Genomic DNA, 23,084 nt, shown 5'->3' with positions numbered 1-23,084 from the left:
GAGGGGGACCGGCGCCCGACGCGTCGTACTGGGGCCGACCGGCTCAGCGGCCGCTGAGGTGACGGCCGATCACCAGCCGCTGGATCTGGTTGGTGCCCTCCACGATCTGGAGCACCTTGGCCTCGCGCATGTACCGCTCGGCCGGGAAGTCCTGGGTGTAGCCGGCGCCGCCGAGCACCTGGACGGCGTCCACCGTGACGCTCATCGCCGCGTCGGTGCAGAACAGCTTGGCCATCGCGGCCTCCTTGGAGAACGCCATCCCGGCGTCCCGGCGGCGGGCCGCCGCGAGGTAGAGCGAACGCCCGGCCTCGATCTTGGTGGCCATGTCGGCCAGCAGGAAGGACAGCCCCTGGAAGTCGGCGATCGGGCGGCCGAACTGCTGCCGGGTGCCCGCGTACTCCACCGCCAGGTCGAGCGCGGCCTGGGCCACGCCGATCGCGCAGGCGGCGATCCCGAGCCGGCCGGAGTCCAGCGCGGAGAGGGCGATCTGGAAGCCCTGGCCCTCCTCGCCGACCAGCCGGTCCGCGTCCACCCGCACGCCGTCGAAGTGCAGCTGGGCGGTGGGCGAGGAGCGCATGCCCATCTTGTGCTCCGGCGGCGCGGCCGACAGGCCCTCGGCGTCGCCCGGCACCAGCAGGCAGCTGATCCCGCGGGCGCCGTCCTCGCCGGTGCGCACCATCGAGCTGTAGAAGTCGGCCTCCCCGCCGTGGGTGATCCAGGCCTTGGTGCCGTTCACCACGTACTGGCCGCCGTCCTTCTCGGCCCGGGTGCGCAGCGCGGCCGCGTCGGAGCCGGACTGCGGCTCGGAGAGGCAGTAGGCGCCGAGCTGGGCGCCGCCGAGCATGCCGGGCAGCCAGCGCCGCTGCTGCTCCTCGGAGCCGAAGGTGGCCAGGGCGTGGCAGGACAGGGTGTGCACGCTGACCCCGAGGCCGACCGCGAGCCAGCCGGCGGCCAGCTCCTCCAGCACCTGGAGGTAGACCTCGTACGGCTGCTCGCCGCCGCCGAACTCCTCGCCGTAGGGGAGGGAGAGCAGACCGGCCTCGCCGAGGGTGGTGAACACCTCGCGCGGGAAGCGGCTCGCGGTCTCGTCCTCGGCCGCGCGGGGGCGGAGCTCGTTCTGCACCAGGTCCCGGGTCAGGGCGAGCAGCTCGCGGGCCTCCTCGCTGGGCAGCTGGCGGTCCACGGGCTTGGCAGCGGCGGAAGTCATGAGGGTTCGTCGCCTCCTCGGTCGGGCGCCGGCCCCGAGGGTACGGGTCGGCGCGGCAGGTCGGCCCGAGCACCACCGGATCGCGGTGAACGCTCGTTCACAGGGCTTGGCGTTGTGCAGTATGCCCGATGCCGGGCGTGCCGTCACGGTCCGGAACGGCACATCACCCGAGCTCGGGTGCCACAACGTCAGAACCGGCCGGACCGCGCCCGCACGGCGCCCGCCCGTAGGGTGGGGTGGTGAACGACACCGACCTCGCCCCGCTCGCCCGACGGCTGCGCGCCCTGCCGCCGTCGCTCGGCCCGGTCCGGCTGGTCGCGGTGGACGGGCACGCCGGCTCGGGCAAGACCACCTTCGCCGCCCGCCTCGCCGAGGCCCTCGGCGGCGCCCCCGTGGTGCACCTGGACGACCTGGCCACCCACCAGGAGCCGTTCGGCTGGACGGGGCGGCTGCGCACCGAGGTGCTGGAGCCGCTGGCGCACGGCCGGACCGCCCACCACCGGGTCTACGACTGGGTGGAGCGCCGTTTCGCGACGGTCCGTCAGGTGCCGCCCGCGCCCGTGGTGCTGGTCGAGGGGGTGGGCGCCGGGCGCCGCGAGGTGCGGCCGTCGCTGGCGCTGCTGGTCTGGATGGAGCTGGACCAGGCCGCTGCCCGGGCCCGGGGCGAGCTGCGGGACGGGCCGGAGCTGGCCGGGTTCTGGGCCGGCTGGGCGGTGGCCGAGCGGGCCCACTTCGCCGCCGACCCGAGCCGTCCGTACGCCGACCTCCTGGTGCACGGAGTCACCGGCCGGATCGCTCAGGGCACCCTAAGTGAGACCACCGCAGCGCCCTTGACCTGGGGCGTCGCCTCCACTTAGGTTCTGCACAACGCGCCGGAGGCGACCGGCGCCGCCACAGACACGGCACCTCCGGCTCGTTCCCCCGTGGGCCGGAGGTGCCGTCCCCCTCCCGGCGCCCCGTCGAAGATCGTCCAACCCCGGGGCGCGCCACCGGATTTGATGCCGGATTGGCTGCGCGCACCACCCTCACGGAACCGCCTCCCCCCGGTACGATTTCCGCAAGGGGGTGTGCTGGTGCACACGGCGGGGGGCTGAGTGTCATGGCGAGTTCCGATACCACCGGGCCGGACCGGCTGGCCGACCGGGCCTGGCTGCGGGCGATGGACGCCTACGCCGCGGGCTCGTACGCACGCGCGGAGGAGGAGTTCCGCACCGCCGTCCGGCTCGACCCGGGGATGGCGGACGCCTGGCTCGGACTGCACGCGCTGCGCTGCGACACCTCCGCCGCGCTGGTCGAGATGCACCGCCACCAGAAACGTTTCGGCGAGCAGCGCACCGCGCACCGACGGCCACTCAGCTCCTGGTACTGGCTGGGCTGGTGGGTCCAGCCCGTGCTGGAGGACGCCCGCGACCTCGCGCTGGCACACGCCTCGCACTGGCTGGACGGCCGGCACCTGGCCGAGCTGGACACCGCGCTGGCCGGCTGCGCGTCCCCCGAGCAGGACCCCTCGGTCCGCTTCCTGCACGCCTGCCGCTCCTACCTGCTGAAGGACTGGGAGCAGCTGATCCGCGAGACCGAGCCGCTGCTGGACGACCAACTCCTGGGCATCGAGGCCGGGTTGTTCGCCGGCATGGCCCGGGTGCGGCTCGACATGTGCGCCCAGGCCCAGCACCCGCTGGCCGTCTCGCTGGCCCGCTGCCGCTCCGAGCAGCCCCAGCGCAAGGAGCTGCGCTACTGGCTGGCCCGCGCCTACGAGGGCGCCGGGCGCAGCGCCGCCGCCCTCCCGCTCTACCGCGCCGTGCACCGGGCCGACCCTGGCTTCATGGACACCGCCGCCCGGCTGGCCGCCATCGCCACCGAGGACGGCATGCTGGACGAACTGCTGCTGCCCGTCCTGGCGGAGGGCGAACTCCCGTTGCCGGACGAGGAGTTCCTGGACGCCGAGGAGCCCGCCTCGCCGGTATCCGCCGCTCCCCCGGCCGAGCCCGCGCCCGCCGAGCCCGAGCCCGCCGCCACCCCGGTGCGGGCCACCGCCGCCGGTTCCGCTCCCCCGTCCGGGCCCGGACCGCTGCGCTCCGGCGGCAGCGACGGGCTGGAGGTGGCGCTCGCCCAGCTGGAGCAGATGGTCGGCCTGGACCCGGTGAAGCGTCAGGTCCGGGCGCTCTCGGCGCAGTTGCGGATGTCCCGGCTGCGGGCCGACCAGTCGCTCCCGGTGGCCCCGCCCAAGCGGCACTTCGTCTTCTCCGGGCCCTCCGGCACCGGCAAGACCACCGTCGCGCGGATCCTCGGCCAGGTCTTCCACGCGCTCGGCCTGCTCTCCGGCGACCACCTGGTGGAGGCCCAGCGAGCCGACCTGGTCGGCGAGTACCTCGGGCAGACGGCGGTCAAGGCCAACGAGCTGATCGACTCCGCGCTGGACGGCGTCCTCTTCATCGACGAGGCCTACAGCCTCTCCAACTCCGGCTACAGCCAGGGCGACGCGTACGGGGACGAGGCGCTCCAGGTCCTCCTCAAGCGCGCCGAGGACAACCGCGACCGCCTGGTCGTCATCCTGGCCGGCTACCCCGAGGGCATGAACCGCCTGCTCGCCACCAACCCCGGCCTCAACTCCCGCTTCACCACCCGGGTCGACTTCCCCAGCTACCGCCCGGCCGAACTCACCGCCATCGGCCGCACCCTCGCCGCGGGCAGCGGCGACGGCTGGGACCAGGACGCCGCCGAGGAACTGGCCAGCATCTGCACCCACGTGGTCGCCGAGGGCTGGATCGACGACCTCGGCAACGGCCGCTTCATCCGCACCCTCTACGAGAAGTCCTGCGCCTACCGCGACCTCCGCCTCTCCACCCTCACCGCCACCCCCGGCCGCGAGGACCTGATCACCCTCCGCCTCCCCGACCTGATGCAGGCCTACGGCGAACTCATCGACGGCCGCCGCTGGACCCCGCCTCCGGCGGGCTGACGGCGCGTCGCACGGGAGTCGGCGGTGCCACGCCTGCGGCGGGCTGCCGAAGAACGCCGCGCGCAGCGCAGGCGGCGTCGGCGAGAGGCCTATGCCTGCATCGAGCCGACGGCACGTCACACACGCCCGGCGGTGCCACGCCTGCGGCGGGCCGACGGGGTGTCCCACCACCGAGCCGCGCGCAGCCCGCGGGCGCCGGCCCACGCCTGCGGCACACTGACCGCGCGTCGTACACGCCCCCGGCGGCGCGCCACGCCTGCGGCCGGCACCGCGCCTCGGCTCAGGTGTCGTGCTTCGCGGTGTCCGGGCGGACGGCGCCGAGGACCGGCAGCAGGCCGACCGGGGCGATCTTGACCACGGTGCCGGGGTGGGGGGCGTGGACGACCAGGCCGCCGCCGAGGTACATCGAGACGTGGGTGGCGCCCGGGTCGTAGATGACCAGGTCGCCCGGGCGCAGCTCGTGGAGCGGGACGCGGGTCAGGCCGGCCCACTGTTCCTGGCTGGTGCGCGGGATCGGGGTGCCGGCGTGCTGCCAGGCCCAGGAGGTGAGGCCGGAGCAGTCGAAGACCTCGGGGCCGGCGCCGCCCCAGACGTACGGGCGGCCGAGCTGGCCCAGGGCCTCCGCGACCGCCCGCGCCCCCGCCTCGGTCGGTGCGGCGTCCACCTCCGGCAGCGCGGGCGAGTCCTCGGGCTGAACCATCGTCACCCCGCCGCCGGGCGCCGCCTTCGCCCGGGCGTCCTGCGCCAGCTTCGCCACCGTCTCCGTGAGCCGCCGCTCCAGGTCGGCCTGTGCGGCCCGCCCGGCCGAGGCCGTCGAAGCCGCCTCCTGGGCCACCCGCTCCGCCGCCTCCTGCCGCCCGCTCACCTCCGCATACGTGCCGCGCAGTTGGTGCACCAGGTCGGCCTGGGCCCGGGCCCCCGCGACCGGCACCCCGTCGGGCACCAGCGCCGCGGGCCCGGTGAACAGCAGCCGCAGGAGGCCGGAGAGGCTCTGCCCCCGGTAGTCCGAGCCGGCCAGCTGCGCCGCACCCAGTTCGCCGTCCTGGAGCTGTGCCCCGGCCGCCGCCCGCTCCGCCGCCAGCGCGTCGGCGGTCTGCCGCAGCCCGGCCGCCTCCACCGTCTGACGCTCCGCCAGCACCCGCGCGGCGTCGGCGGCGGGCCGCAGCTCGGCGATGTCCAGCGCGAGCCGCACCAGCGCCGGGTCACCGACCCCGGCCGCCGGCAGCGCCGACACCCCGGGCTGCGGCACGGTCCCCGACACGGCGCCCGGCCGGGCGAACGGCCCCGACGGACCGGACGGACCGGACGGCGGAGCGGAGGCTCCGGGCTGCTCGGCCGGTGGGGGCTCCGGGTCCGCGTGGGCGAGTGCGCCGAGCGGGCCCGCCCAGAGGCCGACCGCGACCGCCGCCGCCACCGCCGACCGCCGGAGCGTCCGCTGACCCTGGCCACCGCCCTGACCGACCGTCATCCGGTCTTCCCTTCGCCCGGCCGCGGAGCGCCTAGCCGCCCCGCGTACCGTCGGCCATGCTCACCCCGCCTCCGGGCCGGGTCACGGGAGGCACTCCGTCCGGCCCACCCCGTCCACGCGTTCGGCCGAATCAGCCACCCTTACGGCCGCCGGTGGTCCGGATCGTGCATCTCGCCGACCAGCTCCTCCAGGACGTCCTCCAGCGCCACCAGCCCCAGCGCCTTCCCGTCCTGGTCGACCACCGCCGCCAGGTGCGAGGCGGCCCGCTGCATCGCGGCCAGCGCGTCGTCCAGCGGCAGCGCCCCGCGCAGGACGGTGACGGGCCGCCAGAGCCGTTGCGGCACCGGGGCGTCGCGGTCGTCCACGTCCAGGGCGTCCTTGACGTGCAGGTAGCCCCGGACCTCCCCCGCCTCGTCGAGCACCGGGAAGCGGGAGAAGCCGGTCCGCACCGCGAGGTCCTCGATCTCGGCGGCCGTCACCGTGCTCCCCACGGTGACCAGCTGCTCCGGGGGCAGCAGGACGTCGGTGACCGGCCGCACCCCCAACTCCAGGGCGTCCTCCAGCCGTTCCTGCCGCTGCTCGTCCAGCAGCCCGGCCTCCCTGGAGTCGGTCAGCAGGTAGAGCAGCTGCTCGGTGGTGAAGACCGACTCCACCTCGTCCTTGGGCTCGACCCGGAACAGCCGCAGCACCCCGTTGGCGAAGGCGTTCAGGAAGCGGATCACCGGGGAGAGCCCGCGGGCCAGCCGGTCCAGCGGCGGGCCGAGCCACAGGGCGGCCTTCTCCGGGCCGGCCAGCGCGATGTTCTTGGGCACCATCTCGCCGATCACCATGTGCAGGAAGACCACCAGCGCCAGCGCGACCACGTACCCGATCGGGTGGATCAGCCGCTCGGGGATCCCGACCGCCTGGAACGGCCCCTCCAGCAGACCGGCCAGGGTCGGCTCGGCCAGCGCGCCCAGGAGCAACGAGCAGACGGTGATGCCGAGTTGGGCGGCCGCCAGCATCGCGGAGACGTTCGACAGCGCGTGCAGCACCGTCCGCGCCCGCCGGTTGCCCGCCTCCGCCAGCGGCTCGATCTGGCTGCGCCGCACCGAGATGACGGCGAACTCCGCGCCGACGAAGAAGGCGTTGCCCAGCAGCAGGAGCAGCGAGGCCGCCAGTTGCAGGAAGCTCACGCGCCCTCCCGCTCGGTGGTGCGCCGCACCAGCACCCGGCTGGTGCGGTGCCGCTCCACGGCGAGCACGGTGAACCGCCAGCCGGGGAGTGACGCCTCCTCACCCGGCGCCGGGAGCTTGCCGAGCAGGTCGGAGAGCAGACCGCCGAGGGTCTCGTACGGGCCGTCGGGCGCGTACAGGCCGATCGCCTCCAGCTGGTCGAGCCGGGCCCGGCCGTCGGCCTCCCAGGCCGGCAGGCCGTCCCGGGGCGGCAGCGGGCGCAGGTCGGGCAGGTCGGCGAGGTCGTGCTCGTCCTGCACCTCGCCGACGATCTCCTCGACGATGTCCTCCAGCGTGACCACCCCGGCGGTGCCGCCGTACTCGTCGACCACGACGGCCATCGGCTGCTCGCGCCGCAGCCGGTCGAGCAGCTCCTCGCAGGGCAGCGTCTCGGGCACCAGCAGGGCGGGGTGGGCGAGTTGGGCCACCCGGACGGTGGGTCGGCGCTCGGCCGCGACGGCCAGCGCGTCCTTGAGGGTGACGGTGCCGGTGACCTCGTCCAGGCTCTCGGCGTAGACCGGGAAGCGGGAGAAGCCGGTGGCCCTGGTCAGGTTGAGCACGTCGGAGGCGGTGGCGTCGCGCTGGAGGGCGGCGACGTCGATCCTCGGGGTCATCACGCTCTCGGCGGTGAGCTCGGCCAGGGCCAGGGTCTTGACGAAGAGCTTGGCCGACTGCTCGTCGAGCGCGCCCTCCCTAGCGGAGTGCCGGGCCAGCGAGACCAGTTCCTCGGGGGTGCGGGCGTGGTCGAGCTCCTCCTGCGGCTCGATGCCGAGCGCCCGGACGATCCGGTCGGCGGAGCCGTTCAGGAAGCGGATCAGCGGACGGCAGACGGCGGAGAAGGCGCGCTGCGGGCCGACCACCGCGTAGGCGACCTGCACGGGGTGGGAGATGGCCCAGTTCTTCGGCACCAGCTCGCCGATCACCATCTGCACCACGGTGGCCAGCGCCATCCCGATCGCCACCGAGACACCGTGCGCGGCGGCCTCCGGCACGCCGAGGCCGCGCAGCGCGGGGGTGAGCAGCACCGACAGGGCGGGCTCGGCGAGCATGCCGACCACCAGGGAAGTGACGGTGATGCCGAGTTGGGCCCCGGAGAGCTGGAAGGAGAGCTGCCGCAGCCCCTTCAGGACGCCCTGCGCCTTGCGGTCACCCTCAGCGGCGGAGCGCTCCACCGCACCGCGGTCGACCGTGACGAGGGCGAACTCGGCGGCCACGAACAGGCCGTTGGCCAGGATCAGCAGCACCGCCGCGAGCAGCAGCAGCCAGGCGGTGGTCACGCCGGCGCCCCCTCGGCGAGCGGGACGGCATCGGTACTGCTACCGGGCGGATCGTCCATCGAGGGGAGGTGTCACTCCTCAGGTCGTAGGGTCTGGGCCAGCGTAGACGATGGCCGTACGGGAACGGAGGACCCGTCAGACCCGGGCCGCGCCGCGGTGGTCCACCAGGTCGCGCAGGGACCGGGCGGCCCGCACCGCCTGCTCGCGACCGCCGCCCGCCTGGATGCCGACGGCGGCCAGCGCGGTGCCGTCGGCCAGGTCGAGCGTCACCCACGGGTCGCCCTGACGGAAGTTCACCCGGACGATCTGCGCCCAGCCCAGCCGGTGGCTGCGGACGAAGTTGGTCACCGTGACGCCCTCGGCGTCGGCCTTCACCTGCGGGCGGGCCAGCACCACCCCGACCGAGGCGAACAGCAGGCCGGAGCAGAACATCGCCACCCGGTCGTTGACGTGCCAGTGCGGGGGCAGGGCCACGGCCATGGTGGTGAAGAGCACCAGGAAGACGGCGCAGATCACCCCGAGCACGACCCGGTTGCGGCGCGGGGCCCAGGTGACGGGCAGTTCGACGACGGGCGGTTCGACGACGGGCGGGCCGGCGGGGCTGGACACGGTGGTTCTCCAGACGGGGGAAAGCCGAAGGGTGGGACGTCGCTGACGACGTCCCACCCTACGAGGTGCTTACACGCCGGCCGACGGCAGGCGGGCGGTCTCAGATCCGGCAGGCGTGGATGTTGGTGACCAGGATGGCCCGGGCGCCGATCGCCCAGAGGTCGTCCATGATCCGCTGGGCCTCCTTGCGGAGCACCATGGAGCGGACCGCGACCCAGCCCTCGGTGTGCAGCGGGGAGACGGTCGGCGACTCCAGACCCGGCGTCAGGGCGACGGCCTCGGTGACCTTCTCGGCCCGGATGTCGTAGTCCATCAGCACGTAGCGGCGGGCCACCAGCACGCCCTGGAGGCGGCGCAGGAAGCCCTCCACCCGGGCGTCCTCGCCGGCGCCCTTGGGCCGGATCACCACCGCGTCGGAGACCAGGATCGGCTCGCCGAAGATCTCCAGGCCGGCGTTGCGCAGGCTGGTACCGGTCTCCACCACGTCCGCGATCACGTCGGCCACGCCGAGCTGCACCGCGGTCTCCACCGCACCGTCCAGCTTGGTGACGGTGGCCTTCACGCCCTGCTCGGCCAGGTGCTGCTCGACCAGCCCGGTGTAGGAGGTGGCGATCCGCAGGCCCTCCAGGCCCTGCGCGTCCGCGACGTCGAAGCCGACCGGCTTGGCGAACCGGAAGGTGGAGCCGCCGAAGCCCAGCGCCAGCACCTCCTCGGCGTCCGAGGCGGAGTCCAGCAGCAGGTCCCGGCCGGTGATGCCGACGTCGAGCCGGCCGGAGCCGACGTAGACCGCGATGTCGCGCGGGCGGAGGAAGAAGAACTCGACCTGGTTCTCCGGGTCGACCAGCACCAGCTCCTTGGGGTCCTTCCGCTGGCGGTAGCCGGCCTCATGGAGCATCTCCGCCGCGGGACCCGAGAGCGAACCCTTGTTGGGGACGGCGATGCGCAGCATGAGAGAGGAGCCCTTCATCAAGAGGTGGGTGTTCGGTGCTGAGGGGGTGTCAGAGGTTCAGAGGTACTTGTAGACGTCGTCCAGCGTCAGCCCGCGCGCGACCATCATCACCTGAAGGTGGTAGAGGAGCTGTGAGATCTCCTCCGCCGTCTCCTCGGTGGACTGGTACTCGGCGGCCATCCAGACCTCGGCCGCCTCCTCGACGACCTTCTTGCCGATCGCGTGCACGCCCTGCTGGACGAGCTGCGCGGTGCGGGAGGTCGAGGGGTCGGCCGTGGCGGCCTTCTGCTGGAGCTCGGTGAACAGCTCCTCGAATGTCTTCGAAGCCATGATGAGCTCACCTTACGGCTTGCGGACTGACGGACGGTAAACGATTCCGGAGCGTGGACACTCCGTTGGACGTCGGGCGCGCGACGGCCCGTCACACCTGGCCGTCACGCCGGCCCGCTACCGGGTCAGCGCCAGGGCTCGGAGACCGAGCGCAGCGCGGCGGCGGTGGCGACGGCCGCGGTGACGGCCTCGTGGCCCTTGTCCTCGGCCGAGCCGGGCAGGCCGGCGCGGTCCAGCGCCTGCTGCTCGTTGTCGCAGGTCAGCACGCCGAAGCCGACCGGGACGCCGGTCTGCACGCTGACGTCGGTGAGGCCGAGGGTGGCGCCCTGGCAGACGTAGTCGAAGTGCGGGGTGCCGCCGCGGATGACCACGCCGAGCGCGACCACGGCGTCGTAGCCGCGCTCGGCCAGCACCTTGGCGGCGACCGGGAGTTCGAAGGTGCCGGGGACCCGGACGATGGTCGGCTCCTCGATGCCGAGCTCCTTGAGGGCGCGGTGCGCGCCGTCCAGCAGGCCGTCCATCACCTGCTGGTGCCACTGCGCGGCGATCACCGCGACCCGCAGGTCGGCGCAGTTCTTGAGGGTCAGCTCGGGGGCTCCGTGGCCGCTCACGTGGGTGGTCCGTTCTCTGTGTGGTGGTGGTTCGTCAGGTCAGGCGCCGGCTGCCGGGGTCGTGTCAGGCCTCGGGGTCGAGCCGGGTCAGCTCGTGGCCCATCCGGTCCCGCTTGGTGCGCAGGTAGGCGGCGTTGTGCTCGCCGGGCTGGGTCTCCAGGCCCCGGCGGCCCTTGACCTTGATGCCGTGCTCGGCGAGCGCGGCGGTCTTGTCGGGGTTGTTGGTGAGCAGGGTCAGCGAGCGGACCCCGAGGTCGACGAGCATGTGGGCGCCGATGCTGTAGTCCCGGGCGTCGGCGGGCAGGCCGAGCTCGAGGTTGGCGTCCACGGTGTCACGGCCCTGCTCCTGGAGCTCGTAGGCGCGCAGCTTGTGGGTCAGGCCGATGCCCCGGCCCTCGTGGCCGCGCAGGTAGACCACCACGCCGCGGCCGGAGGCGGCCACCTCCTCCAGCGAGGCGTCCAGCTGGGGGCCGCAGTCGCAGCGCAGCGAGCCGAAGACGTCGCCGGTGAGGCACTCGGAGTGCAGGCGCACCAGCACGTCCTCGCCGACCGGGAGCTTGCCGTCCGCGGTCAGACCACCGGCCACCAGCGCGATGTGCTCGACCCCGTCCAGCGTGCCCTTGTACCCGACGGCGGTGAACTCGCCGTGCTCGGTGGGCAGTTGGGTGACGGCGGTGCGCTTGACGTGCAGCTCGGTGCGGCGCCGGTAGGCGATCAGGTCCTCGATCGAGATGATCGCCAGGCCGTGCTCGCGGGCGAAGGCGACCAGCTCGGGCAGCCGGGCCATGGTCCCGTCGTCGTTGACCACCTCGGCGATGGCGCCGGCCGGGGCCAGCCCGGCGAGGCGGGCCAGGTCCACGGCGGCCTCGGTGTGGCCGGGGCGGACCAGCACGCCGCCCTCGACCGCGCGCAGCGGGAAGACGTGGCCGGGGCGGGTGAGGTCACCCGGCTCGGTGGCGACGGTGGAGAGCAGCTTGACGGTGCGGGCCCGGTCGGCGGCCGAGATGCCGGTGTCCACGCCGTCACGGGCGTCCACCGAGACGGCGTAGGCGGTGCCCTTGCGGTCCTCGTTGACCTGGGTCATCGGGGGCAGCTTGAGCCGGTCCAGCTCCTCGCCGGTCATCGGCACGCAGATCACGCCGGAGGAGTAGCGGATGGTGAAGGCCATCAGCTCGGGGGTGGCGGCCGAGGCGGCGAAGACGATGTCGCCCTCGTTCTCGCGGTCCTCGTCGTCGACCACGATGACCGGCCGGCCGAGCGCGATGTCGGCGACGGCCCGCTCCACCGGGTCGAGCGCGAAGGCGTCGTCGACCAGCTGACGGATGTCGTTCTCGGGCTGCACGGTCATGCCGAAACTCCTTGCGGGACGGCCGGGTTGGCGGCACGGGGGGTGCGGGTGCGGGTCCACCAGGCCTGCAGGCCGAGCAGCACCAGGACGAAGTAGATGGCGTAGGTGATGCCGGAGAAGGTGTAGCCGCTGGTGAAGGCGAGCGGGACGCCGACCAGGTCGACGGCGATCCAGGCGAACCAGAACTCGACCCAGCCCTTGGCCTGCGCGTACATCGCGGCCAGCGTGCCGACGAAGATGTAGGCGTCGGCCCAGGGGCTCCAGGAGAGCTCCGGGACGGCGATGAACAGCCCGGCGAGGGCGACGGTGCCCAGCGCGGTGGCGCCGGCCAGTACGGCGCGCTCGCGGGCGGTGGCGAACCGGACCTCGATCTCACCGGTGGCGCGGCGGCCGCGCTGCCACTGGGTCCAGCCCCAGACGGCGGCCACGATCACGATGCCCTGCTTGCCGATCAGGCCGGTCAGGTGGGCCGAGAGGTAGGCGCCGATCAGCACCACGCCGGACAGCAGCTGGACCGGCCAGCTCCAGACCGAGCGGCGCCAGCCGAGGGCGAGCGCGGCCAGGCCGAGCAGGTTGCCCACCATGTCGGTCCATCTGACGCTCTGGCCGAATATCGAGAAGGCGGTTTCGTTGAGCCAGTTCACGAGGCGTCCCCGGGGAAAGTGGTGGGCAGGGTGGTGGGGAGCGTGCGCGAGTCGAGCAGCCGCTCGACGTACTTGGCGAGGACGTCCACCTCGAGGTTGACCGGGTCGCCGACCCGCTTGGCGCCGAGCGTGGTCAGCGCCAGGGTGGCCGGGATGAGGCTGACGGTGAAGCTGTCGAGGGCGGCCTCCACCACGGTGAGGCTGACGCCGTCGACCGTGATCGAGCCCTTCTCCACCAGGTAGCGGGTGATGCCCTGGGGCAGCGAGAAGCGGAGCACCTCCCAGCGGAGGTTCCCGTCCGCGTCCAGGTCGCCGGGCTCGCGGGAGAGCAGGGTGCCGGTGGCGTCCACGTGGCCCTGGACCAGGTGGCCGCCGAGCCTGGCGCCGAGCGCCATGGCCCGCTCCAGGTTGACCTTGGATCCGGTGGCGAGCGCGCCGAGGCTGGAGCGGTGCAGCGTCTCGGCCATCACGTCGGCGCTGAACTCGCCGGTGCCGGCGGCCAGTTGCTCGGGGCTGTCGACCACGGTCAGGCAGACGCCGTTGACCGCGATGGAGTCGCCGTGCCCGGCGTCGGTACAGACCAGGGGGCCCCGGAGGCGGATGCGCGAGGATTCGCCGATCTCCTCGATGGAGACGACCTCGCCGAGCTCTTCGATGATGCCGGTGAACACCCGGGTTCTCCTCGCGCTACTAGGGCGCGGACTCCGGGGTGTGGCACGGGAGAGGACACGGCGGGAGATGACACGACGTGACGGAGGGGCGGTCGAGAGAGCTCTCCCCTTGCCGGAAAAGAGACCGCTCGTGCTGTTTTCCCCGGCCCCTCGGGAAGGGACCGCGGTACCGCCGTCACACGCAGATCACTGCCCGCCCGCGCACGCCTCCCATCCGGACTTTAACCGTCGGTCCAGGAATTTCACCTGGTCAACCGGCCGCTGGCTGCGGACGGGTCGCGGACTGTAACCGCCGGTTCGGATTTTCACCGACCCCGGAGTGCGCTGAACGTCACTGCTGTTTCTGCCGACATTGTGCCACGCGTCCGGAACCGGCCGGGAGGGGCCGCCCCTGTGTCATGTTTCACTCCGTCAGGTCGCGCTCCGGGCGCACCGGTGGGAATATCCCCTGCCGCCAAGATCGTCCGTGGACTACCGTGCCGGTACGTGACCACACCAGACGCCTTCGAGGCCCTCGAGACCGGCGCGCTGCGCTCCGTGGAGCAGCTGCGCGAGCTGTACGAGCACCCCGGCCCCAACGCCCACCGCAAGCAGGTCGACCACCTCAACGACACCTCCCGCGAGCTGATCGCCTGCTCCTCGCTGGTGATGCTCGCCAGCACCGGCGCCGACGGCAGCTGCGACGTCACCCCGCGTGGCGGCCCGCCCGGCTTCGTCACCGTCCTCGACGAGCACACCCTGGCGATACCGGACGCCACCGGCAACAAGCGCCTGGACAGCCTGCACAACCTGGTCGAGACCGGCCGGGCCGGCCTGCTCTTCGTGGTCCCCGGCCGGGACGCCACCCTCCGGGTCAACGGCCGCGCCCTGGTCACCGCCGACCCCGGGCTGCTCGCCCGCCTCACCGCCGTCGGCAAGCCCCCGCGCAGCGCCGTCGTGGTCCGGGTCGAGGAGGTCTACGGCCACTGCCCGAAGGCCTTCCTCCGCGGCTCCGCCTGGAAGCCCGAGCAGTGGCTCGCCCCCGACCGCATCCCCAGCTCGGCCCGGGTCACCCAGGCCAACATCGGCGACCCGGACCTGACCGTCGCCATGATCGAGCAGGACGAACGCGACGCCCTCCTGTACCGCTACGAGTGATCGTGACGGACAGGCTCACCCCCCTACCGAAGGACGACATGGGAACGACCCGTACCCGGCGGACGCTCGGTGCCACCACGGCGCTGGCCCTGCTCCTGGCAGCCGCCCCGGCGGCCCTGGTGCTGTCCGAGGCGCCGCCCGCGCACGCCCTGGACAACGGCCAGGCCCTCACCCCGCCGATGGGCTGGAACGGCTGGAACGCCTTCGGCTGCGACGTCAAGGAGGAGAAGGTCCTGGCCACCGCGGACCGGATGATCTCCACCGGTCTCCGCGACGCCGGGTACGAGTACGTCAACCTCGACGACTGCTGGATGGTGGCCGCCCCCAGCGAGGCGGACCCGAACCGGGGCCGGGACCCGGACAGCGGCCGGCTGCAGCCCAACCTGGACAAGTTCCCCCACGGCATCGACGGGCTCGCCGCGACCCTGCACGCCAAGGGCTTCAAGCTCGGGATCTACTCCAGCTCGGGCTGGCGCACCTGCGCCAATCCGAAGGACGGCGGCTACTTCCCCGGCAGCATGAACTACGAGAAGACCGACGCCGAGACCTTCGCGAGCTGGGGCGTCGACCTGCTCAAGTACGACAACTGCCACCCCTTCGAGAAGAAGAACGCGCCGACCATGGCGGCACCGGGCTGGGAGGCCCGGTACAAGGCCATGAGCGAGGCGCTGCAGGCGGCCCCGAAGAAGGACGGCAGCCGGATCGTCCTCAGCATCAGCTCCCCGACCGACCGCAACCTCGCCCTGGCCCCGAAGTACGGGAACATGTGGCGGACCAACAACGACATCGCACCGACCTGGTCGCTGCCGAACGACGACACCTACGGCGGGCTACTGGAGAACTACCGCGCGAACGCGCAGCTGTACGCCTCGGCCCGCCCGGGCGCCTGGAACGACCCGGACATGCTGGAGATCGGCACCACCACGGCCAGGCACGGTTCGCTCACCCCGGACGAGGCCCGCTCCGAGTTCAGCCTCTGGGCCGTGATGGCGGCCCCGCTGATAGCCGGGACCAACCTGGTCGACGCCACCCCCGACACCCTGGCCGTCTACGGCAACCGCGAGGTGATCGCGGTCGACCAGGACCCGCTGGGCCGGCAGGGCGTCCCGGTGCCCTCGGTGCCCGGGACCTCGATCCTGGCCAAGCCGCTGGCCGACGGCGACGTGGCCGTGACGCTCTTCAACGAGAGCGACACCACCAGGACCATCGCCACCACCGCCGCGAACATCGGCCTGCCGGCCTCCCCGTCCTTCGGACTGACCGACCTCTGGACGAAGACCACCGGCACCACCACCGGCGTCATCTCCGCCATGGTGCGCCCGCACGCCACCGTGATGTACCGGGTGTCGACCGGCGCGCCCGGCGAGGTCGCGCTCCAACTGACCGACGGCACCGGCACGATGGCCGCCCAGCGCGGTGACCTCACCACCGGGAGCTTCGACGCGCAGTGGTCACGGCCGGAGTCCGCCGGGGTGGCCGACCTCTCCCAGCTGACCAGCGTCACCACCGGGAACGTGGTGCACGTCTACGGCATCGCGGGCGGCCGGGTGTTCGGCCGCGACCTGAACACCGTCACCGGCCAGTGGAGCGCCTGGGGCCAACTGCCCGGCGACGCCACCGGAGTCCGCGACATCAGCGCGACCATCGTCGACAACGTCGTGCAGGTACTGATCGTGGGCTGGGACCACTCGCTCTGGCTGCAGCGCGGTGACTACGACGCCGGGCACTTCGACACCACCTGGCGCAAGGTCAGCGACGCGCCGCTGGACAAGGTGACCAGCGTCGCCTCCGGCACCACCGTGCGCGTCTACGCCCTCTCCCGGACCCGCGTCTACGGCGCGGACCTGGACACCACCACCGGCACCTTCAGCGCCTGGGGTGAGATCCCCGGCGACGCCTCGGGCGTCCAGGACCTGACCGCGAGCATCGTCGCCAACGTCGTCCACCTGGAGATCGTCGGCGGAAACGGGACCGCGTTCGCCCAGCGCGGCGACTACAACCGCGGTTCCTTCCAGCAGAGTTGGACCCAACTGCCCGGCGGCAACCTCAAGGCGCTCACCAGCACCGTCTCCGGCACCCGGGTGCACCTCTACGGCATCGCCGGCGGCATGGTCTTCCGCTCCCAGCTGGAGACCACCACCGGACAGTGGACCGACTGGACCCAGCTCCCCGGCGGCGCCACCACCGCCTCCGACCTGACCGCGGCGGCGACCCTCTAGCATCCACCACCCCGACGGGGCGTCACCCGGACCGTACGGTCCGGGTGACGCCCCGTCAGCTCTTCGGGCCCGCCTATCCGTTGGTGAAGGTGAAGCTGGTGCCGGGCTGGCGGACCACGTCACCCTTCGCGGAGTTGGCGACCGTCACGCCCGTGAGGGTCGCGCTGCCCCGGGCGCCGGACATCGCCAGGATGCCCGCGCCGTTGTTCGACCTGTCGATCCGGACGTTGGTGATCCTCACGTCGGGGATCGTGCCGCCGCCGGTCTTGAACTGGATGCCGTCGTAGGTGGAGTCGTGGATCTCGGTGTCCCGGATGACCACTCCCGGGATGTCCTGGTTGGCGGCGAAGAGCGTGAGCGCGCCGAACTCCTGGGCCTCGTTCCAGAACGCGCCGCCGCTGCGGTAGATCGCGTTGTTGGCGATCAGCGTCTGCCCGGAGAAGGGCAGCGGGTCGTGGTCGGTGGCCAGCATGATGCCGGGGTAGTTGGCGGTGTCGTACACCAGGTTGTTCTCGATCCGGTTGCCGTAGCCGCCGTAGACCGCGATGCCCGTTGCCCGCCAGGGGAGTTGGACGGTGTTGTTGACGAAGGCGTTGTCGTGACCGACGTCCACCGAGGTGTTCTTGACGTACTTGTTGGCCCACACGGCCATCGCGTCGTCGCCGGTGGTGCGGAAGGTGGAGTTGAAGACCGTCGAGTTGCGGGTGCCGTTGGAGAAGTTGATCCCGTCGGCGTAGGTGTCGCGGATCCGCATGCCGCTGAACTGCAGGCCGTCGGCCGGGCCCCAGAGGTCCGGGATGTTGTCGTAGTCGCGGCCGACCCAGACACCGACGTTGGAGTGCTCGATCCAGACGTTGCTGATCCTCGTGTTCTTCCCGAACCGGCCGTTCAGGGCGACGCCGCCCTCCGAGCCGTCGGAGGCGCCGCGGATCCGGCCGGAGCCGAAGATCGCGATGTCGGAGATCTGGGTGTTGTCGTCGATGTCGAAGCCGAAGTTGCCCTCGTGCGGGTGGTTGATGGAGCCGGTGGCGTTCTGCGGCTCGATCAGCGAGTAGAGCTGCGAGTGCCACATGCCGGCGCCCCGGATCGTCACGTCCCGGATGCCCACCTGGTTGTACATCCCGCGGTTCAGCGGGTCGTCGGTGAGGACCTTCTTCTCCTGGCGCCACTGGCCCGCCGGGATCCAGACGCAGGAGATGGTGCCGTTCTGATCGGCCGTCACGGCGGCCTGGATCGCCGCGCTGTCGTCCAGCCCGTCGTTCGGGACGGCTCCGAAGTCGGCGATCGAGGTGCACTCGGCCGGCTTGGCGGTCGGCGGGGCGACCTGCTCCAGGTCGATCAGGTCGAGGGCGTAGAACGCGGCGGTGTCACCCGCGTCCTTCTGCAGCCGCAGCCTGGTGCCGGCCGGGTAGCTCTGCGGGAGCAGGGCGTGCGCCTCGTCGAAGAGCCGGCGGGCGTCCGCCTGCGGGGTCTGGGTCAGACCCTCGGGCTGGTCGGTGGTGCCGTACAACCAGCTGTGCTTCGAGGAGAGTTGGAGCTTCTGAACGAAGACGCCGTTGGCGTACAGGCTGAGCGTGGTGTCGGTGCCGCCGCCACCGGGGGCGTCCGGGACGGAGTTCCGGACCACGATCGAGTTGGTCGGCACCGTGGAGGTGATCTCGACGTACTGGCCGGTGGTGGTCAGCCGGACGGACTTGCGGCCGGAGGACTCGGCGGCGAAGTTGGTGTGCCCGAAGGTGCGGACGGCGTCCGCCTGGAGCAACTCGCCCTGGTAGGCGCCGTCCTCGGCCTCGTAGGAGGTGTACGGCGCGGCGGCACCCCGGCCGACCACGATCGGCTTGGCGAGCACGTTGTTGTTCTCGTTGGTCTCGGCGGCGGTGCCGGTGGCGTCCGCCGTGACGGTGATCGTCGCGCCGCCGCTGACGGCCGTCCAGGTTCCGGTCACCGGGAGGCTGACGGTCTGTCCGGCGGCGATGGCCGGGGTGGCGGTGTTCAGCGTGGCGGTGCCGACGGTGAGCCGGGTGACACCGGCCGGGGCCGGGTCGATGCCCCGGTTGCGCAGCTGGACGGTGAAGGAGGTGGACGCACCGGCGGCCGGGCTGGCCGAGTTCGGGGTGACGTCCAGCACCTCGAGGTCCGGGCCGGGGGCCTGGGAAACGGTGATCGGGCCGGCGGCCGCCAGCAGGTTGTTGTCCTCGTTCCGCTCCCGGACCGAGTTGTCGGCGTCCACCCGGGCGCTCGGCAGGTAGGTGCCCTGCGGGCGGGTGCCGATCGACTTCGAGACGGTCGCCGACTCACCGGCGGCCAGCGCCGGGACGGCGACGCTGTCGGCGAGCGCGCCGCCGAGCAGGAAGTCGACGGTGTCGGCGGGCGAGGGCAGGTTCCCGACGTTCTTCACGGTGGCGCGCAGCGTGATCGCGGTGGTCTCGTTCGGCGTCCCCGGGGTCCAGGAGACGTCGGTGACGGTGAGGTCGGGGTTGGGCGCGGGGGTGCCGATGACCTGGTACTCGGCCACCTGCCCGGCCGGGGCACCGGAGTTGGCGGTGATCCTCAGCTGCACGTCGGAGGCCCGGCCGGTGACCGGGACGGTCACCGCGTTGGCCCCGCTCGCCGGGTCGAAGCGGTAGTCGGCGGCGGCCTTGAGGCTGGTGAAGCCGGTGGCGCCGTCGGCCCGGCCGAGCACCTGGATGTTCTGGGTGCGGGCGCCCCAGGCGGCGTCGGGGTTCAGCTTGAGTACCACCCGCTGCAGGTCGGCGTCCGAACCCAGCTTCACCGTCAGGGTGTTGGGGTACGCACCGCCGTTCCCCTCCCAGTAGGTGGCGGTGTTGTTGTCGTTGGCGTTGGCCGGGGCGAAGGTCCAGGCCTGCCCGGAGGCCTCGATCGGCTTGCCGCCGGCCAGGTTGCTGCCGGGGGGGCCCGGGTCCCCGGGGCGGGTGACGCCCGTGCTCGGGTCGGAGAGGTTGCCCGCCGCGTCCTTGGCCCGCACGGTGTAGGTCACGGTGGCGGAGACGGGCTGGCTGTCGGTCCAGGTCCGGACGGTGGCGGCCACGCTCGCCTTCAACTGCCCGTCGGCGTAGACCTCGTAGCCCGTCACGCCGACGTTGTCGGTCGAGGCGTCCCAGGTCAGCCGGATCTGCCCGGCCGCGGGCTCGGTGTAGGCGAGGTTCCCGGGCGCGGTCGGCTTCACGGTGTCGCCGGGGTTCTCACCGGGGCGGGTCACCGGGGCGCTCGGGTTGGACTGGTTCCCCGCCGCGTCCTTGGCCCGCACCGCGTAGGTGACGCTCTCGGTGGCGGGCCGGGTGTCGGTCCAGGTCAGCACGGAGCTCGCCACCGAGGCGGCCAGCTGCCCGTTGGCGTACACGTCGTAGCCGCTCACCCCGACGTTGTCGGTCGCGGCCGTCCAGGCGAGGCGGATCTTGCCGGTCTCGGGCTGGCTGTACGTCAGGTTGCCGGGAGCCGTCGGCGCCTGGGTGTCGCCGCCGACCGGCCCGTAGGCCTCGAACTCCGACAGCTGGGCGGCCGGCCAGGCCGAGTTGGCGCCGAACAGCAGCCGCAGGTGGCGGGCCGTGGTGGTGGGCAGCGAGACCGTGACGACGTTCCCCGCCGCCGGGTCGAAGCTGTAGGCGGCCGCTGCCAGCACCTCCGTGAAGGTCCCGCCGTCGGTGGAGCCCTGCACGGTGAGCGTCTGACTGCGCTGCTCCCAGCCGCTCGGCAGCTTGAGCACCAGCCGGTTCACCTGCACGGCCGAGCCCAGGTCACCCTGGATCCACTGCGGGAAGGACCCGGAGGAACTCTCCCAGTAGCTGGCCTGGTTGGCGTCGTTGACGTTCCCGGCCACGTACTGGCCGTTGGCACTGCTCGCGGTCACCGTCCGCCCCCGGAGCAGGTCGGCCGAGCCGGCGACGGCCCCGTAGACCTCGAACTCGGAGAACTGGGCGGCCGGCCAGGCGCTGTTGGCCGCGACCTGGACGCGTACCCAACGGGCGCTCACCGCACCGAAGTTGATCCGTACGGTGTTCCCCGAGTCCGGGTCGAAGACGTAGGCGGCCGAGGCGACGAGCGGCGAGAAGGTGCTCCCGTCGGTGGAGCCGAGCACCGTCAGGGTCTCGCTGCGGCTGCCCCAGCCGGCCGGCAGCTTGAGCGCCACCTGGTCGATCGAGGCCGTGGAGCCCAGGTCCACCTGGACCCACTGGGGGAGGGCGCCGTTGCCGCTCTCCCAGTAGCTGGCCTGGTTCCCGTCGTTGACGTTCCCGGCCACGTACTGGCCGTTGGCACTGCTCGCGGTCACCGTCCGCCCGGCGGCGAGGTTGGGGCCGCCCGCCGCGTGGGTCGACAGGACGGGCCCGGCGAGCAGGAGCATGCCCAGCGCGACCGACGTCGCCGTCAGCCGGGGGAGGATGCGCTGCGGTGGTCTCATGACTTTCCTCTGTTTCTGCAGTAGAGAAAAAGACATCTCTTTGTTCATTTTTTGCGTGAGAGCACCAAAGAGTTGCAGAGGCGTGTCAAAGGTGTCAACGGACGGGAAACAAGCCGACGTGCATCCGCTCCACACCGGCACCCGGGGGACCTGCCGACGTGTCGCGCCGGAGGAAGCACGTGCGTACACGTAACGTGGCCGCGGAGGTGGGCCGATGAGCATGCCCGGCTACGACAACCCCTTGCCCGACGGGGTCGCCGCGTGGGACGACTTCTACGCCCACTGGCTCCTCCCGCTCGGCAGGATGGTCGCCCCGGCGCTGATCACCCTGGCGGTGCTCGCCGTGCTGAGCGGGCTGCTGACCAGGACCGTGGTCCGGGTCCCGGCCGTCGCCTGGCCCGACGGGCTGCGCCGGGCGGCGGCCTGCCTCGGGGTGGCGATGCTGTTCGCCTCGGCCGTGCTGCTGGCCGTCTACCCGATGTTCACGCCGTTCTCCCCCGAGGCGCTGTCCCCCTGGGGCTGCTGGCTGCCCGCGGCGCCGACGGCGCTGACCGCCCTGGCCCTGCTAACCGCCGCCCGCCTGCGGCGGGGCGACCTGGACGCCCAGCTGTCGCTGCGCACCCACTGGTGGTGGCTGCTGGGCGGGCTCGCCTTCGCCTGGGCGGGCTCACTGTTCTTCCTGCTCGGTTCGGTCGAGCTCCAACTCCTGGGCGCCTACCTGGCGTTGACCCTCCAGGGCGTACTGATCACGGCCGCATCACTCGGCCAGAGCCTGCGCTTGCAGATCGAGGTCCGGTCCGCCGACGGCACCACCAGCGCGACCGACACCGACTACCTGGTGGCCCGGCTCCAGACGCTCGGCCTGGAGGCGCCGACGGCCCTGAGCACCCTTCACATCCCCGGCACCAGGCTCTCCGCGCTCTCCGGCACCGACCTGGACACCCTGCCGCAGGGCAAACTGGCCTCCGCCGTCGCCCGGATCGTCCACACCCTGCGCCCCGACCTGACCTGGCGGGTCAGGGCGTCCGTCGTGGACGAGAACCGGATCACCATCGGCCTGAGCCGCAACGAGCGGCACGCCGGCAGCACCATCTTCAGCCGCCCGGACCTCGGCCTCCCGCCGCTCCCGGAGAAGGCCACGCCCGAGCAGACCGGCCGGGCCAAGGCCCAGCTGCTCACCGGTGCGGCCGCCTACGTCCTGGTGCAGCTCTCCCAGGTCCACCCCCGCCTCCGCCCGGCCCTGTGCGACGCGCAGGACTGGAAGAGCGTCACCCTCCAGGTGATCGCCACCGGCAAGGCCCTGCTAGACCCCGGGGAGGACCACGTCCGGCTGCTCGCCGAAGCCGTCGACCAGGGCCCGGAGTACCGGCTCGCCCGCATCCAGTACCTGCGCGCGCTGCGCGACCGCCATCCCGTCGGCTCGCCCGCCCACCTGGCCTTCGCCGAGCAGCTGGACGCGGAGACCGGGGCGATCCGGCCCGACCGGCCGCTGCTGCTCCTGCGCGAGCTGCACAACTGCACGGTGCAGTGGCTCAACCTGTACGCCGCCTGCACCGACCGCGTCCGTCGGGTGGAGCTGCGCATGCGGGCCGGGCAGTGGTGCACGGCCTTCGAGACCGCCCTCGACCACCGGCGGTCCGACCGGGACCGGGCCGTCCGGCGGATGGCCGCACACCTCGCGCCCACCGCCGTGCTGTTCCGCCACCAGCTGGACGCGGATCGGGGGCGGAAGAAGCCCCTCCCGCTGCCCGGGCGCACGGCGCTCACCCCCCGGCTCGCCTACGACTACGCCTGTGTGGAGGCGCAGCTCGCCGAACGCGGCCGGGACGGGGAGGGTCTCGCCCGGGCGCTGCAGGACCTGCGCTTCGCGCTGGTCACCCCCGAGGAGTGGAAGGAGGCCTGGGCCGACCCGTGCCTGAGCGCCCTGAGAGGCGATCCGGCCTTCCAGGAGCTGACCGGCCGTCAGCGGCCGGGCCGGCTGGCCCGCCTGAGGAAGCGCCTGCACCTCGGCTCCTGAACGCCCG

The 23,084-nt window shown here is 72.8% G+C and carries 17 protein-coding genes and 1 riboswitch; of the genes, 5 read left to right on the top strand and 12 right to left on the bottom strand.

What is annotated here, in order from left to right; genetic code table 11:
* Nucleotides 1-43: 43 nt before the first annotated feature.
* On the bottom strand, nt 44-1,207 hold the full coding sequence (locus ACZ6ZR_RS01535; protein ID WP_465638202.1) for an acyl-CoA dehydrogenase family protein: 1,164 nt from the start codon (nt 1,205-1,207) through the stop codon (nt 44-46).
* Nucleotides 1,208-1,446: 239 nt separating this feature from the next.
* Between ACZ6ZR_RS01535 and ACZ6ZR_RS01530 the strand changes: the two genes are divergently transcribed.
* Nucleotides 1,447-2,064 carry a uridine kinase family protein gene (locus ACZ6ZR_RS01530; protein ID WP_465638200.1) on the top strand — a complete coding sequence of 206 codons (618 nt, stop codon included), beginning with the start codon at nt 1,447-1,449 and terminating at the stop codon, nt 2,062-2,064.
* Between the two features lie 242 nt (nt 2,065-2,306).
* Nucleotides 2,307-4,166, top strand: a complete 1,860-nt coding sequence (locus ACZ6ZR_RS01525) for an AAA family ATPase (RefSeq protein WP_465638198.1) — start codon at nt 2,307-2,309, stop codon at nt 4,164-4,166.
* A 280-nt stretch (nt 4,167-4,446) separates the two neighbouring features.
* Here ACZ6ZR_RS01525 and ACZ6ZR_RS01520 read toward each other — a convergent pair whose 3' ends face one another.
* The 10 genes from ACZ6ZR_RS01520 to ACZ6ZR_RS01475 all read right to left on the bottom strand — a co-directional run bounded on the left by ACZ6ZR_RS01520 (nt 4,447) and on the right by ACZ6ZR_RS01475 (nt 13,287).
* Nucleotides 4,447-5,634 (bottom strand): C40 family peptidase, encoded by a 1,188-nt coding sequence (locus ACZ6ZR_RS01520; RefSeq protein ID WP_465638196.1) that lies wholly within the window; start codon nt 5,632-5,634, stop codon nt 4,447-4,449.
* 140 nt (nt 5,635-5,774) lie between these two features.
* On the bottom strand, nt 5,775-6,809 hold the full coding sequence (locus ACZ6ZR_RS01515) for a hemolysin family protein (RefSeq protein ID WP_465638194.1): 1,035 nt from the start codon (nt 6,807-6,809) through the stop codon (nt 5,775-5,777).
* Entirely contained in the window at nt 6,806-8,125 is a 1,320-nt protein-coding gene (locus ACZ6ZR_RS01510; protein WP_465638192.1) for a hemolysin family protein, read from the bottom strand. The genes ACZ6ZR_RS01515 and ACZ6ZR_RS01510 overlap by 4 nt, the downstream gene beginning before the upstream one ends.
* 135 nt (nt 8,126-8,260) lie before the next feature.
* A complete protein-coding gene (locus ACZ6ZR_RS01505; RefSeq protein WP_465638190.1) occupies nt 8,261-8,734 on the bottom strand; it encodes a PH domain-containing protein in 474 nt (157 codons plus the stop codon).
* Between the two features lie 100 nt (nt 8,735-8,834).
* The gene (gene hisG, locus ACZ6ZR_RS01500) at nt 8,835-9,683 is read right to left on the bottom strand and encodes an ATP phosphoribosyltransferase (RefSeq protein ID WP_465638494.1); all 849 of its coding nucleotides are present in this window, start codon (nt 9,681-9,683) and stop codon (nt 8,835-8,837) included.
* A gap of 57 nt (nt 9,684-9,740) precedes the next feature.
* Nucleotides 9,741-10,013 (bottom strand): phosphoribosyl-ATP diphosphatase, encoded by a 273-nt coding sequence (locus ACZ6ZR_RS01495; protein WP_345281000.1) that lies wholly within the window; start codon nt 10,011-10,013, stop codon nt 9,741-9,743.
* A 125-nt stretch (nt 10,014-10,138) separates the two neighbouring features.
* Nucleotides 10,139-10,624, bottom strand: a complete 486-nt coding sequence (gene ribH / locus ACZ6ZR_RS01490; protein ID WP_465638188.1) for a 6,7-dimethyl-8-ribityllumazine synthase — start codon at nt 10,622-10,624, stop codon at nt 10,139-10,141.
* A gap of 64 nt (nt 10,625-10,688) precedes the next feature.
* A complete protein-coding gene (locus ACZ6ZR_RS01485) occupies nt 10,689-11,972 on the bottom strand; it encodes a bifunctional 3,4-dihydroxy-2-butanone-4-phosphate synthase/GTP cyclohydrolase II (RefSeq protein WP_465638186.1) in 1,284 nt (427 codons plus the stop codon).
* Nucleotides 11,969-12,556 carry a nicotinamide mononucleotide transporter family protein gene (locus ACZ6ZR_RS01480; RefSeq protein WP_465638492.1) on the bottom strand — a complete coding sequence of 196 codons (588 nt, stop codon included), beginning with the start codon at nt 12,554-12,556 and terminating at the stop codon, nt 11,969-11,971. The genes ACZ6ZR_RS01485 and ACZ6ZR_RS01480 overlap by 4 nt, the downstream gene beginning before the upstream one ends.
* A gap of 56 nt (nt 12,557-12,612) precedes the next feature.
* Nucleotides 12,613-13,287, bottom strand: coding sequence for a riboflavin synthase (locus ACZ6ZR_RS01475; RefSeq protein WP_465638184.1), 675 nt, complete (start codon nt 13,285-13,287; stop codon nt 12,613-12,615).
* Nucleotides 13,288-13,485: 198 nt separating this feature from the next.
* A riboswitch (FMN riboswitch) is annotated at nt 13,486-13,613 on the bottom strand.
* Nucleotides 13,614-13,773: 160 nt separating this feature from the next.
* On the opposite strand from ACZ6ZR_RS01475, the gene ACZ6ZR_RS01470 reads away from it, so the two are divergent.
* On the top strand, nt 13,774-14,424 hold the full coding sequence (locus ACZ6ZR_RS01470; RefSeq protein WP_465638182.1) for an MSMEG_1061 family FMN-dependent PPOX-type flavoprotein: 651 nt from the start codon (nt 13,774-13,776) through the stop codon (nt 14,422-14,424).
* 38 nt (nt 14,425-14,462) lie between these two features.
* Nucleotides 14,463-16,643, top strand: coding sequence for a glycoside hydrolase family 27 protein (locus ACZ6ZR_RS01465; protein ID WP_465638180.1), 2,181 nt, complete (start codon nt 14,463-14,465; stop codon nt 16,641-16,643).
* A 73-nt stretch (nt 16,644-16,716) separates the two neighbouring features.
* Here the strand turns inward: ACZ6ZR_RS01465 and ACZ6ZR_RS01460 are convergent, their stop codons facing one another.
* Nucleotides 16,717-21,060: a discoidin domain-containing protein gene (locus ACZ6ZR_RS01460; protein WP_465638178.1), complete on the bottom strand. Its 4,344-nt coding sequence runs from the start codon at nt 21,058-21,060 to the stop codon at nt 16,717-16,719.
* Between the two features lie 214 nt (nt 21,061-21,274).
* Here ACZ6ZR_RS01460 and ACZ6ZR_RS01455 point away from each other — a divergent pair, with 214 nt between their 5' ends.
* The gene (locus tag ACZ6ZR_RS01455) at nt 21,275-23,077 is read left to right on the top strand and encodes a hypothetical protein (RefSeq protein WP_465638176.1); all 1,803 of its coding nucleotides are present in this window, start codon (nt 21,275-21,277) and stop codon (nt 23,075-23,077) included.
* The last annotated feature ends 7 nt before the right edge of the window (nt 23,078-23,084 follow it).

Source organism: Kitasatospora sp. NPDC088742 (genome assembly GCF_055584905.1).
This window is presented reverse-complemented; position numbering and strand designations above follow the sequence as displayed.

Bases quoted from the DNA above. Each gene is read 5' to 3' on its own strand.
- ACZ6ZR_RS01460 (WP_465638178.1), bottom strand. From the start codon at position 21,060: ATGAGACCACCGCAGCGCATCCTCCCCCGGCTGACGGCGACGTCGGTC.
- ACZ6ZR_RS01465 (WP_465638180.1), top strand. From the start codon at position 14,463: ATGGGAACGACCCGTACCCGGCGGACGCTCGGTGCCACCACGGCGCTG.
- ACZ6ZR_RS01480 (WP_465638492.1), bottom strand. From the start codon at position 12,556: ATGGTGGGCAACCTGCTCGGCCTGGCCGCGCTCGCCCTCGGCTGGCGC.
- ACZ6ZR_RS01495 (WP_345281000.1), bottom strand. From the start codon at position 10,013: ATGGCTTCGAAGACATTCGAGGAGCTGTTCACCGAGCTCCAGCAGAAG.
- ACZ6ZR_RS01485 (WP_465638186.1), bottom strand. From the start codon at position 11,972: ATGACCGTGCAGCCCGAGAACGACATCCGTCAGCTGGTCGACGACGCC.
- ACZ6ZR_RS01455 (WP_465638176.1), top strand. From the start codon at position 21,275: ATGAGCATGCCCGGCTACGACAACCCCTTGCCCGACGGGGTCGCCGCG.
- ACZ6ZR_RS01520 (WP_465638196.1), bottom strand. From the start codon at position 5,634: ATGACGGTCGGTCAGGGCGGTGGCCAGGGTCAGCGGACGCTCCGGCGG.
- hisG (WP_465638494.1), bottom strand. From the start codon at position 9,683: ATGCTGCGCATCGCCGTCCCCAACAAGGGTTCGCTCTCGGGTCCCGCG.
- ACZ6ZR_RS01535 (WP_465638202.1), bottom strand. From the start codon at position 1,207: ATGACTTCCGCCGCTGCCAAGCCCGTGGACCGCCAGCTGCCCAGCGAG.
- ACZ6ZR_RS01525 (WP_465638198.1), top strand. From the start codon at position 2,307: ATGGCGAGTTCCGATACCACCGGGCCGGACCGGCTGGCCGACCGGGCC.